The 12,935-nt window shown below is 58.4% G+C and carries 11 protein-coding genes; 7 read left to right on the forward strand and 4 right to left on the reverse strand.

Annotated features, from left to right (window positions below):
* Positions 1 to 153: 153 nt before the first annotated feature.
* The 3 genes from GS620_RS00455 to GS620_RS00465 form a co-directional block, all read right to left on the reverse strand.
* On the reverse strand, positions 154 to 4,443 hold the full coding sequence (locus tag GS620_RS00455; RefSeq protein WP_171613553.1) for a thiopeptide-type bacteriocin biosynthesis protein: 4,290 nt from the start codon (positions 4,441 to 4,443) through the stop codon (positions 154 to 156).
* Positions 4,444 to 4,481: 38 nt separating this feature from the next.
* The gene (locus GS620_RS00460; protein ID WP_171613555.1) at positions 4,482 to 4,874 is read right to left on the reverse strand and encodes a hypothetical protein; all 393 of its coding nucleotides are present in this window, start codon (positions 4,872 to 4,874) and stop codon (positions 4,482 to 4,484) included.
* 254 nt (positions 4,875 to 5,128) lie between these two features.
* Positions 5,129 to 5,800: a GntR family transcriptional regulator gene (locus tag GS620_RS00465; protein ID WP_171613558.1), complete on the reverse strand. Its 672-nt coding sequence runs from the start codon at positions 5,798 to 5,800 to the stop codon at positions 5,129 to 5,131.
* A 128-nt stretch (positions 5,801 to 5,928) separates the two neighbouring features.
* Between GS620_RS00465 and GS620_RS00470 the strand changes: the two genes are divergently transcribed.
* The 5 genes from GS620_RS00470 (at position 5,929) to GS620_RS00490 (ending at position 10,122) form a co-directional block, all read left to right on the forward strand.
* Positions 5,929 to 6,873: a glutamine amidotransferase gene (locus tag GS620_RS00470; RefSeq protein ID WP_171613559.1), complete on the forward strand. Its 945-nt coding sequence runs from the start codon at positions 5,929 to 5,931 to the stop codon at positions 6,871 to 6,873.
* A complete protein-coding gene (locus GS620_RS00475) occupies positions 6,870 to 7,583 on the forward strand; it encodes a glutamate synthase (protein WP_171170454.1) in 714 nt (237 codons plus the stop codon). Before GS620_RS00470 ends, GS620_RS00475 begins: the two co-directional genes overlap by 4 nt.
* The gene (locus GS620_RS00480; protein WP_152457492.1) at positions 7,568 to 8,992 is read left to right on the forward strand and encodes an FMN-binding glutamate synthase family protein; all 1,425 of its coding nucleotides are present in this window, start codon (positions 7,568 to 7,570) and stop codon (positions 8,990 to 8,992) included. Before GS620_RS00475 ends, GS620_RS00480 begins: the two co-directional genes overlap by 16 nt.
* A complete protein-coding gene (locus GS620_RS00485; protein ID WP_171119482.1) occupies positions 8,989 to 9,684 on the forward strand; it encodes a type 1 glutamine amidotransferase in 696 nt (231 codons plus the stop codon). The genes GS620_RS00480 and GS620_RS00485 overlap by 4 nt, the downstream gene beginning before the upstream one ends.
* Before the next feature lie 87 nt (positions 9,685 to 9,771).
* Positions 9,772 to 10,122: a DUF1127 domain-containing protein gene (locus GS620_RS00490; protein WP_171119483.1), complete on the forward strand. Its 351-nt coding sequence runs from the start codon at positions 9,772 to 9,774 to the stop codon at positions 10,120 to 10,122.
* Here GS620_RS00490 and GS620_RS00495 read toward each other — a convergent pair.
* Positions 10,119 to 11,258, reverse strand: coding sequence for an FAD-dependent oxidoreductase (locus GS620_RS00495; RefSeq protein WP_171613561.1), 1,140 nt, complete (start codon positions 11,256 to 11,258; stop codon positions 10,119 to 10,121). The genes GS620_RS00490 and GS620_RS00495 overlap by 4 nt on opposite strands.
* Before the next feature lie 91 nt (positions 11,259 to 11,349).
* On the opposite strand from GS620_RS00495, the gene GS620_RS00500 reads away from it, so the two are divergent.
* Positions 11,350 to 12,642: a glutamine synthetase family protein gene (locus GS620_RS00500; protein WP_171119485.1), complete on the forward strand. Its 1,293-nt coding sequence runs from the start codon at positions 11,350 to 11,352 to the stop codon at positions 12,640 to 12,642.
* Positions 12,642 to 12,908, forward strand: coding sequence for a EutN/CcmL family microcompartment protein (locus tag GS620_RS00505; RefSeq protein ID WP_171170465.1), 267 nt, complete (start codon positions 12,642 to 12,644; stop codon positions 12,906 to 12,908). Before GS620_RS00500 ends, GS620_RS00505 begins: the two co-directional genes overlap by 1 nt.
* The last annotated feature ends 27 nt before the right edge of the window (positions 12,909 to 12,935 follow it).

The following is a 12,935-nucleotide window of genomic DNA, read 5'->3' on the forward strand; positions in this document are numbered from 1 at the left end:
TCCGAGGTGTCCCGCTGTCGGTCAAAAGCGCAGTGATCCACGTTTCCTTACCTCATGCGCCGGATGCTTCACTCAGGGGCAGGGGGTATGTGTGGACAGCCCATGTTTCGGACGGAGGGTTCAGGTTCCAACCGGCTGCCATGAGCATGCCGCCTAGGGCGATTTCCACCCGTGGTTCAATTTGGTTCGATAATGTCGACACAGCGCCTCGTGGATGACCGCCTCTTCCGCGGCGGTTCCCCAGTGGAGGATCCGGTTGATGGACATATGAGCGAGGCTTCCCAGAAGGTCGGCCAAGCTGTTTCCCAACCGGCCATCCTGTTCTTCTCGCTGAAGGCGTCCAATATCCGGATAAAGCCTGGCGGCACGAGCGTTCCAGCGCGATGGCCGCGAATGAATGCCTTTGCCTACACCGAGTTCACTCAGAACAACGCATGCACTTTTCCATTCCTTTCCAGTAGCACGACGCGCAATCCGGCGCGACGCCGGGCCGCCCCCGTAGTTTTGTGAACAGCGCTCGGAGATCGCCAGCCGAACACCTGTGGGCAGTTCCAAATCTTCGAACAGGGCATCGATACTGGCGGCTGACGCCATCCACCGTCTGGACCGGCTGATCTTCGGATCGTTGAGTACGTCAAGCGCAGTGATCGAGTCGGCGCCGAATATCCTCTCGCATGCGCCGAGCCCCAGTTCTCCGCCGTAGCGCGCCGTTTCAGGCAGGTATTCGTCAACAAGAAACCTGTCCACCAATCCACCGGCCGTTTTCTGCAAGTGAACAAGCACCCGGTTCCTCAGAACTCTGTCATGATCGTTTGAAAATTTGATGCGGAGGCGCAGTTCAAGTTCCGGGTCTGCATATCTTACGAAGAACCAGTTCTCGATCAGGTTGCGTTTCTGCCAAAGCGTCAACCTGTTCGATTGCAGTTTCAGGAACTGTTCCAGCTTTATGGCATCCCCGAAAAGCCGCAGATACAACCATGACCCGGCCTCTTCAGTGCCGTGCCCCAGCGGTTGCCATGCGGTCGGGTTGGCATCGTATTCGACAAAGGACGTATCAACGGGCTTTGCTGGGGCATAAACCAGTTCAGAGGCCAATCGACCATGCGGTGAGTCGATCCACCAATCCTCGGGCGTTGGAAGGTACTCGCAGATTGAAAGCGGCCCTTTTTTCAGCGTCTTGATCAGGTTGGCAGTGGAAAAGGGGTTGTCCAGATCCCATGGCGTGGCCATGTCGCTGGCCTCATCCGTGGGGACCACATATCGCGGCAACTCCAGTTTTTGTCGGTTGGCTTCCATCCAGAATTCCGCTTTGCCTGACCTGACCATCTCTGTCGGGATACAAAGCCGCCACCGTTGCGGTGCAAGGACCACATTTCCAGCACAGACCCTGGGCAGCCGGTTCCGATTGCTTTGCGATTGCCACGACCAGATCACCGACGGTTGCCGCATGTGCATGGCGATGTCGATGAGCAGAAGATAGACAGCGGGCGCCCCGGGAGGGCTTTGGTGCGCAGCATGCAACTGTGGAATGACCTCGACGCCTTGGCTGCCCCAGAACAGCCGGAACCGACTGCCATCGTGACGAATCCACAGATCGTGCAGCGGAATCCTCTGTTCGGACGGTAACCCGCTGTCGCCGAGGATCTCGATGACACACCGGGAAAGGCTGGCGCGCCTCAGGATGTTTGATGACCGGGGGTCCGTGGCGCACAGGATGTCTGCTTCGACAATTGTTGAATCCTCTTCACGCGTGGGGCTGTGTTGCATCAACGCGTCTGCGATCAACTGATTTCGCCTTGAGAAACGGCCGAAAATCGCCTTGGGGCCGCCCGGAAAAATTCCTTCGGGATAGGCCGTCCAGACGGGGTTGTGCCCGGAGCTGCGTCCTACTTTGCTCAGAAGAACGCCATCTTGGATGGCGAAAGGGGCCTGATCCGTGTTGCGGGCATGCAGGATCTCGATATCCTGCGCGCAAAGCACCCACTTGCGCGCGTCCCAATCGGGTTCCAGCGGAAATTCCTGAAGGTTTTGCCTGGGGGCATCACTTGACGACCCCGTACCTGTAACGAAATCCATTCGCAGCGGCATGCCGAGATATGCTAGCCCGCTTTCGGCATCCACAGCCTGACCCAGCAACACGGCGCGGTCACCGTATCGGTCAAGGAAACGCCGTTCAAATTCCAGAAAACGGTTTGGCTTTGGCACGCGAAAGCCGATCTTTTCCAAAATGTTCCATGCGTCGGTCAGTGCCTGCACCGCGCGCAGTGGAGTTTCCAACGTGCCGACGCAATGCGCATCGACATGCAGAAAATCACCTCTCCAACCCGGGGCGAAAGAGTCAGCTGTTCGCCCCAGTTGCTTTAACGCGATCATCGAAGGGGTTTCACGCGCGGCATCAAGAGCATGCCCGAGCGCCGCCAAGCCTCTCTTTTGACGGGCGGTCATATCTCTTTCCAGCCGCTTCAGGGTTCTGGCGGTTGCGTCATGCCCCAGAAGTATTGGGTCTTTCTGTGGAATCAGAGCCTCGGACCGGCAGAGATCCGAGATTGTCACGGCAGATTTGAAAGGGCGGTCTTTGAGGGCCGTTTCCAGATCGGAAATCGGGACGGAATCGACATCAAAGATGAACTCTGCCAGATCGGAATCCGCTGCTGCAATGATCTGTTCGTGGTTCCAGGGCCCGTCGAGATTACCGTTGGTTATCCAGTGCAGAACGTCCTGTTCCCACCAGGCCGATGGATTGCATCGCACCCTCGTTCTTTGCGTCTCGGCGAGTCCGGCGGCAATATGGGACAAAAACCCACAGTCCAGATCCATATCCAGATGGTGGTCTGCCACGGTGACGATGTCCTTGCCTGCAACAGGTATTGCCGTGCCCACTGCCGCGAATGCGCCGAACGGCGTCGGGCGAAAACACATTCTGTAAACAAACCGATACAATGTGCCGAGGACTGCGGGGGAGAGGCCTTCGCCTTTCTCGATTTCCCGCATGACCTTCGAGAAAAAACCGGGTCGTGCTATGAACAACGACAAGGCAAAGGACGGATCGCGAATTAAATCTGAAGCACGCTTTTCCAGATCCTTTTTTCGGGTGCTTTTTGTGACTCCGCCAAGATCGTGCTTCGGTGAACGCGTACATACACGAATTCCGAGGAACGGACGAGAGCTGTGCGGTTCCGGATGGGACGGGCAGTGGACATTCTGTTCAACATCCAGCCCCATGAACTTCAGATATCCGAGGTAACCCGGGTCCCTTAGGGCAAGCAGTGCCAACAAAACGCCGCTCGACCCGGTCAAAAGATCCGTCGATTGAAACGTCTTCCAGCCTGTGCCGATCGCGGGAAGCCCGTCCGGGCTCAATTCCCGTTCAACGAGGGACAAAAGCCGTTTGGCGTGCTTTTCAATCAGAGGATCGACGTCTGCTTTGGAATAAAGCGATCGAATGGCAAGGGCCATCACCACAATTCCGGCATCGCCATGGCACAGCCCGCCGTCATTGATACCCGTCTCATGAAAAGGTCTGTCGACGCAGGATATCAGAACCCGCGATGCGACATCGCGTATTTCGTCCTCCATACCCACCAGCCTCGCCGCCGCGAGCGCGGTGTATATGATGCCAAGGTCGCCATAACACCACGCAAGACGTGACGGTACCTCCCAGGCATGACTGAGCGCTGACATGCAGGGAAAGCAGGATGACAGGCCGCTGTCTGAAAACGCGCCCTGGTGCGAAAGCAGAAACAGGACCGCGTCTTTGAGGTCTTCGATGTGTCGTGGCGTGAACGCGTGCCGCCGACCCAGGCGGGCCAGAGCCAGAACGGCGCCGGGAGAACCATGCGCCAGCCCCATGTTGACGAGGTACCGCGTTGTTTTCAGGGGGCCGGTCTCGTCTTCCGGTGAGGAAAAAGGTTCTGTCCACGCAAGCCCCCGTTCTGTTCGTGCCGAGTGCCTCCAAAGCTCCTCTGACAAACGCAGGCACAGCGACTTTCCCCCAAGACGGGCCGTCCGGGATTTCGGTTCGCACAGAAATACGGATATACCCGCAAGACCGGACACGTGATCGAAGTGCCCCATCCAGGGGGCTTCGAGAAGGCGTTGCGCAACCGAACGCAGGGCACGGTCAAGCGCCAGTTGCGCTTCGGGATCGTGTGGATTGGCGTCCAGAGCATGACAGGCCAGCAACCCAAGGCCGGCGCGGCCATCGAACAGAGAAACAGGGGCTCCGCGCAGGTCTCGGTCGCAAGCCCAAATGGTCGCAAGGCGACGTGACGCGGCGGATCGCACGCGATCATCATTCAGAAAATTGTCTGCCGCCAACAATGCCAGCGCCTCTCCGGCGACGGCGCTTCCCAGTCCGATTGCATCAGTTCTGATCGGGGCCGCAACAATCGACCCTGCAATGGACTGTATTGCCGCATCAATCCGCGTTGTCGAAATAGACATGGGCAAAACAATCTTCCCCGCCAAACGGGATTTGTCATTCAGCAGGCGTTTGGATGGCACCCTTTGCTGCTGGCACGGATGCTGCACCAGTTCTTGCAGCAATTTTTGGCCCAGCTGAACGTGCGGCGCGTCGGAGCGCCAACGCTGCCGGCGTCAACGAAGCCGAAGGCAGGACCGGTGGACGTGGGGTTGAAATCAGAAGAATGATTACCCAGCTCGACCAGGGATTCGATGGATGTCAAAAGCGCGTCCAAGCGATGTTCGACGGTTTCCAGCCTGTCTTCCGGGCCTGGTTCCATGACGCGCATCAACTGGTCGAGGCGCTGCTCGATCGCGGTCAGCCTGTCATCGACAGACCGGCATTCCGGATCTGTCTTTTCGCTTTCGGTGTATTCGTGTTCTTTGCGATTGTCGTTTTCGTCAGCACTCATTTCTCTCTCCGGAATCTGAGGTGGTCGAATAGTCGACTTGGGACCGCCTGTGGAAAAACGTGTCGTTCAAATATCAACTCCGATGGAATCGGAGGGTCTTTGTAATGAGAGATTTCAATAATAGACGAAAATGACCGTTTTGTCATGAAGCCGTCAGAACAGCGCGCGGATATCTTGATGGCATTACACACGATGCATGAGCCGGTTTCAGTCAGGCGAACCGGCGCGGTCCGCTTTGCCTATGGTTCTGTGCGTCAGCCGTTGTCCGCTTCTTTCAGCCCCTCGATCTGCAAATCGAACCCGGCCTGAATATGGGCGGTAAAGGTTTCCAGTGCTTCTGTTACGTCTCCGGTTTCAATCGCGTCGACAAGCGCCTGATGATCACCCAGAGACTGTGAAATGTCGACATTTTCGATGGCGGAAAACAGGTGAAAGGCCATGGCCTTGCCCCAGATCATGTCGAACATGTCCAGTAGGAATTTGTTTCCCGCTTCAACCATGAAGGCGCGATGAATGCGCCGATTGGCAATGAAGTAGTCGCGCGTCGTAGGGTTGGTCAGGTTTTCCTCACGACGAATCAGCTCGCGCAAACCGTCCAGAACCGCGGGGTCTGCGTGGGCCGCAAGAATCCGGGCGGCCTGACCTTCGATTGCGGCGCGGGCCTGATACAGTTGCCGGACTTCGGCTTGATCCATGCGTGCCAGCCGGAAACCACCGCTTGCGGCGACTTCCAGAACCCCTTCGGTTTCCAGCCGCATAAGGGCTTCGCGAACCGGGGTTCGGCTGATGTTTAGTTCCGCTGCCAGCTTTTCCTGAACCAATCGATCTTCGGCAGAGATTTCGCGGCTCATTATGGCTTCGACCAACTGATCATAAACCTCGTCCGCCAGCCGTCTGCGCTGTGTTTTTATCTGTTTCAGAGCCACTCAGAGCCTCTCTTTCCGTGTTTTGTGAATTCTGTATTCAAAAAAGCATCTGGTGCCAAGGCGAATGGGCTTGCTATTGTTCGTGTACTGTATACAGTATACAGACGTAGTTGAACAGGGAGCTCTTCATGTGTGGAATCGCTGGAAGGATTCTTACCGCACCCGGGCAGGTCGGGGCGGACCTGGTAGACCTGATGGATGCGCAGGAACACCGTGGCGCAGACAGCACCGGGTTTGCAGTTTATGGGCCGCCACGAGACACCGGATATGTTTTACGAGGGATGGGATTTGACAAATCCCGGCAGGATGCTGACCTGAATGCGTTTGAGGCGGTGTTGAAGGATCACGGCTCTGGCTTTCTGTCCGATCCGAAGATCGTAACCGATGAGAACCGGCATTATTGCTTTCGTGCGGAAATCTCGGACCCGACTGATTTGCAGGCCTGGGTGCGGGATGCAGATGAGCTGACGGACCGGTTCGAAGTGCAGTCCTGCGGCCGCAGTCTTGAGATCATCAAGGACATCGGCGGGGCCGAAGCGGTTGCCGAAAAGCATGGCGTGCGCGACATGATCGGCACCCATGGTCTTGGCCACGCGCGGCTTGCGACGGAAAGCTCGGTTCTGCCCAACGCTTCACACCCGTTCTGGGCGCGGCCGTTTTCGGATGTGGCGATCGTGCATAACGGCCAGATCACTGACTATTTCACTTGGCGCGACAAGTTGAGCCGAAAGGGCTATCGCTTTCTGACCGAGAATGACAGCGAGTTGATAGCGGTCTGGGTCAGTGACCAGATGAAAGCGGGCCTGACGATGGAACAGGCGCTGAAGAAGTCGATTATCTCTATCGACGGGGTATTCACCTACATGATTGCAACGCCGGGCGGGATCGGATTTGCCAAGGATCGGTTCGCGATGAAGCCGCTGGTTGTGGTCAATCGCAATGGGGATCTGGCCGCCGCGACCGAAGAACAGGCGGTGCGTCGGGTGATGGCCGAGGAATGCGACGTGATCAACTATGATGGCCCGTCGCTAACCGGCATCTGGGGTGTCGGCAACCGGAGCCTGGCAGCATGAGCGAGGTAGCAAGACAGATGGATGAAATCGTCATCGAAGTCGGCAAGCGGCACATTCGTGAAGTGAACCGGGATATCATGGCGGCCTGCGCATCAGGACGGCCGATCCGGGTTGTCGATACGCTGTCGCGACACAATCTGGGCGTGGGCCTGCCGGACAATGTGGACATCACTTTCGAAGGTTCGGTGGGGTACTATTGCGGCGGTCTGAACACTGGCGCCAACATTTCTATCGAACGCAATTGCGGGTGGGCCGTGGGCGAAGGGATGGCCAAGGGTCACATCACTGTCGGTGGCTATGCGGGCATGTCCTGCGGGGCGGCGATGATTGGCGGCACCATTCATGTCAAAGGTGATGCCGGGCCGCGTGTCGGTGTTGCCATGAAGGGCGGCAACATCGTGGTCGAGGGCAAGATCGGATACCAATCCGGTTTCATGGCGCATGCGGGACGCATCATTGCGCTGGGCGGTGCGGGTGAATCCTGTGCGGACGCGTTGTGGCAGGGCGAGGTTTGGGTCGCAGGCGAAGTCGAAAGTCTGGGTGTGGACGTCTCGGTGATCGAACCCACTGCCGAAGAGGTGGCCGAGGTCGATGCGATCCTTGATCCTCTGGGGCTTGTCGACAGCTCTCGTAACTGGCGCAAAATGGTCTCTGGCCAGCGCCTTTGGTATTTTGAAAGCAGGGACGCAAGCGCATGGCTCATGATCTGAGTAAACCCTATGACTACCCGTTCGAGGTCGCGTCAGAGGAAGAAATACGGTTCCGCGACGCAGGCGCGGTCGATGGACGACCGGCCGGTGTGCCTTCGTCTTATGATGAGGGGGGATCAACCCGTTGGACGCCCGAAGCGATATCGGAAGTTCACGCATTGGCGCAGCTTGGGCGGTATCAGGTGCGTGGCTACAACACGTTCAACAAGCAGTTGCCGACATTCGACGATCTGACATTTGTCCCGGCGACGATGACCCGCCTGCCGCTTGAAGGATACCGCGAGAGCTGCGATACGACGACGGTTCTGGGCGGCGGGCGCGGATTGGTGGAACGGCCACTGGAACTAAAAATCCCGATTTATATCGCATCGATGTCTTTCGGCGCGCTCTCGGCTTCGGCCAAGGCGTCGCTTGGTTATGGTGCCTCGAAGGTGGGCACCATGACCTGCACCGGCGAAGGCGGCATGCTGGAAGAGGAGCGCGAAGCCTCCCAACGCCTGCTCTACCAGATGTCGCCCGCCCGCTATGGGGTCGATCTGGATCACCTGCGCCGCGCCGATGCGCTCGAACTGGTGGTCGGGCAGGGGGCCAAACCGGGCACCGGCGGTCTGCTGCTGGGAATGAAGGTCAGCCCGCGGGTCAGCGAAATGCGCACTTTGCCCGAAGGGGTCGATCAGCGATCCACTATCCGGCATCCCGATTTCCTTGGGGCCGACGATCTGGCCGTCAAAATCGAGGAATTGCGGATCGCCACGAACTATCAGGTACCGATCTTCATCAAGATGGGGGCCACGCGACCACGGTTCGACGTGGCCGTGGCTGCAAAGGCGGGCGCGGATGTGGTTGTGGTGGATGGGGCCGAGGGCGGCACCGGTGCGTCACCCGAGTTGCTGCTGAATCACACGGGCATACCGACCATGAGTGCCATACGAGCGGCACGCGAAGCGTTGGATGAGTGCGGGATGAGCGGCAAGGTCTCGCTTGTCGCCGCGGGGGGTATTCGATCAGGGGTGGACGCGGCCAAGTGTCTGGCGCTTGGGGCGGATGCTGTCATGATCGGGAATGCCGCGATGGTCGCGCTGGGATGCAATACTCCCAGATATCTGGACGATTACCAGGCGCTGGGAACATCGCCGGGGGCGTGCCATCACTGCCATACGGGCCGTTGCCCGGTTGGGATCGCAACGCAGGATCCTGACCTTGAGGCGCGAATGAACCCGCATGCAGGTGCAGAGCGCGTCGCGCGGTATCTGACCGCGATGACAATGGAGATCACGGCGCTTGCCAAGGCCTGCGGCAAATCTTCGGTGCACAATCTGGAAACCGAAGATCTGCGCGCGCTCAGCTTTCAGGCCTCGGCCTTTACCGGCGTCAAGATGGCGGGCATCGACCGGGCCTTCGACTGGTGAGGATAGCACTTCTTGAGTTGACCCTTCATCCATTGCCGCTGCTTGAGGGGCTGCCGCGTACGGCCCAGCAGATCCGCGCATGGCTTGAACCACATCTGCCCGAAGCCCGATTTTCCACGGTGGATGTGGTCGACGGCGAGGCATTGCCTCAGCTCGGGGATTTTGATGGGGTTGTTGTCGGAGGGTCCGAATTCGGCGTCTACGATGACACGGAGTGGATGCGGCCCCTTCGCGATTTCCTGGAGTTGTGCCGGGATCATGCCAAGCCGGTCTTTGGCATCTGCTTTGGTCATCAGATCATGGCGGATGTCTATGGCGGCAAAGCCGAGAAGGCCGAGATCGGCAATGTCGTCGGCGCGCGAGGCTTTGACTATGGCGGGAGCAGCGTTGATGCCTTTGTCTGGCATCAGGATCAGGTCACGCATGTTCCGCCTTCGGCGCGCGTGACAGGGTCGGCGGATCACTGCCCGGTAGGGGCCTTGGATTATAATTTCCCGGCCCGTTCCGTGCAATTCCATCCCGAATACCGGGCAAGCCATCTGCGTGAATTGTTCGTGCGCGGGCGCGACGTGTTTCTTGCACCGCAAGAGGCGGATGAGGGGCTGGCCTCGATTAAAGCGGCACATGTGTCGAAGGATCTGGCCGCCGCGCAGGCGGTTGACTTGTTTCGCAAGGCCTGCGGTCGGCCGTAAGACCTGAAAACCCGCTTGATCCTGATCAATTCCTGCTTTGAAACACTGTGTATACTGTATCCATAACGTGGTGGAGGAGGCCGCGAGATGTCGGGATACACAGATTTCTTTCATAAAATAGCGCGCATTGTCAGCTCGCCTCGGGATGAAAACCTGAGTGACCGAGAGCTTTCGGACCTTGGCTTGTCCCGCGCGGATCTGGCCATGTTGCGATCGGGCGCACCACAGGCACGAGAGCGTATACTCGCCATGGCCGGACAATTCGGACTGACCGAGGCAGACCTGAACGCGCACCCCGAGCTGGGATTGGAACTGGCGGAAAAATGCGGGCACTGCCTTCAGGCCGAAACCTGCCGTGACGCAATTCGGGCGGGCGCGCGTCTTCCCCAGGGCAAATGCCCGAATGCTGGAATTTATCGCGCCCTCCTGGATGGTTAGCGTCCGCTGGGGCTTTCCTTCGGGATCAGCTTTCTGCGGCCGCTGATCTTGAACCGGTCCGCGGTTCCAAAATCCTTCAGCCCAACGCCTGCTGCAAATTCTGCAAACACCGGGGCGTGCTTGAACAAATGGCCAGAGCATCCGCCGGCGAACAGCACGTTTTCATGCTCGGGGTGCCAGTCGACAATGAAATGTGTATCCGGGGTCAGAATTATCTGGTTGAACTTGGAATCCACGACACGTTGCCCCTCTAAACCCGGAAGCCGGTGGCGGATATAGCTGCGTGTGCGGCCAAGCGTTTCCTGGCGGATCAGCCGTTCATCATTGTCCAGATCGATCTTGTCCGGGATGACAACCGCCGCCTTCACGCCGGATCCTTCGGACGAGGGCAGACCAAATGACCTTTGCCCGTGATCGATCCAGCAGGGCATCCGGCTCATGTCGAAATCCTCCGACCCGTCGGGTGTCGAAGTGTAGAGGACATTAACGCCGACCACGGTCGAGATCGGCTTAATCGTTCTGGGAAACATGTCAGCCATCCATGGGCCGGTCGCTATGATGATCAGATCAGCCTCGAGCGGTTTGCCGTCAAGCATCGGACGTTCCGATCCATCCGTGGTGACGCGACCACGTTGTACTTTGCCTCCTGCCTTTCGGAACAGATCCAGACCGGTCAGAACGCATCGATGCGCCATCAGCATTCCGGCTTCGGGTTCGAACAGCGCATATTCGATGTCGGTGACCTTGAACTGAGGGAACCGCGATTCGATATCCGACCGACCGAATTTGTAATAGGGCACCCCGACCCGGTCGAAAGTTTGTGCGGTTGCGTCTTCCCAGTCGCAATGTCCCGCCGTCGCCAGAATCAAGGCGCCGCATTCATACATCAGGTTCTGGCCGCTTTCGGTTTGCAGCTCCAGCCAGCGCAGGCGGCTTTCGCGCGCCCAGCGTGTATAGAACTCGTCCCGTCCGGATATGGCGCGAATCACTCGGTTGTAATCTGTTGAAGATGCACGGGAATGTCCCGGCTCCCACCTGTCGATCAATGTCACGGCCTCGCCGCGCCGTTGCAGTGTAAGCGCTGTCATGACGCCGACTATGCCGCCTCCGACAACGATAACCGAGCTTTTGGACATGGCGCAGATTTTCCTTGTTTCCTGACTGGCTTTGTGAATACTGTATACAGAATACAGCAATTATAAAGCTAAAAACAGGGAGCACGCGCAAATGAGTTCGGGGTTTGATCTGCCCGAGGGCACACATACCGTCATTCTTGGTGTCGGGGATCTCAACGGCATCATGCGTGGCAAGCGCATTCCGGCCAGCCATTGGGATCATGTCTGCAAAAGCGGCAATGCCTTGTCGATTGCGCTGCTGGCGATCGATATGACCTGCGACGTCTGGGATACGCCTTACGTCAATTTCGACAACGGCTATCCCGACATGCATGTCTTTCCGATGACAAAGCCTGTCGCTGTCCCGTGGGAACCGGGCGTGGCCGTCTGTTTTGGCCGCGCTGAGGGCATGGATCACAAACCGGTGCCGATCGATCCGCGTCAGGCTTTGGTGCGGCAGGTGGACCGGGCCCGCGACATGGGGTTCGAGGTGAATGTCGGCACGGAACTGGAATTCTATCTGCTGGACCCGGAAACCGGCCAGCCCCGCGACACGGGCATCCAGGTCTACGGCCTGGGCCGCGCCGCCCGTATGGAACACATCGTTGGCCCGATCCGTCAGCAGATCAACGAATGTGGCATTCCCATCGAACAGTCGAACCCGGAATATGCAGCCGGCCAGATCGAGGTGAACATTCGTTATGGTGAAGCTCTGGCAGCTGCGGATCGTGTCGTTCTGTTCAAATCCCTGATCCGCCAGTTGGGGATCGCGCACGACTATCTGGCGACTTTCATGCCCAAGCCGTTTTTTGATCAATCGGGCAACGGGTTTCATACGCATTACTCGTTGTGGAAAGACGGCAAAAACGCCTTTGCCGACAACGGCAAGATCAACGACACCGGAAAATCCTTCATCGCAGGCCTGCAAAAGCGCATGTGCGAGACGGCGATTTGCGGCAGCGGCACGGTCAACGGATATCGCCGTCGCCAGCCCTATACGTTCTGCCCGATCAACGCGAGCTGGGGCTATGACAACCGGACGGTTGGTATCCGTGTCATCGAAGGCTCGGACAGTGCCGTGCGGGTGGAAAAGCGCGATGCCGGTGCAGACGCCAACCCGTATCTGTTGCTTGCGGCCGAGATTGCCGCCGGGCTTGACGGGATCGAACAGGGGCTGTCCCCTTCGGAACCGACGACAGGCAACGGGTACGAGGAAGGGATCGGAGATCCAATTCCAACCGATTTGCCAACCGCCATCGATCTGGCGCGCGGATCGGAATGGCTGCGCGATGTCATGGGCGAAATGCAGTGGGAACTGGTCCTGCAACAGGCCGAGCGAGAGCTGGAATTCTTCAATCAACAGGTCACACAGGTCGAGCTGGACCGCTACCTGAGGGCGTTCTGATGCACTTGGGCAAGGTCGCTGGAACTGTCACGGCAACTGCCAAGGATGCCAGGCTGGTCGGAGCAAAGCTGCTGGTGACGGATCTGGTCGACAGCAAGGGCAGCCTGATCGATCCCGCGCGGGTTGCGGTCGATACCTGCGGCGCTGGGGTCGGGGATACGGTGCTGGTTGTCAGCGGGTCTGCCGCCCGCATGGCGGCCGGGCTGTCCACGACCCCCGTGGACATGGCCATCATCGCGGTGATCGACCGCGTCTCGACGACCTGAATCACACTACGCGAAACATCTTTTTTG

It is taken from the genome of Ruegeria sp. HKCCD6428 (assembly GCF_013110595.1).
In the GTDB taxonomy this organism is placed as follows: domain Bacteria; phylum Pseudomonadota; class Alphaproteobacteria; order Rhodobacterales; family Rhodobacteraceae; genus Ruegeria.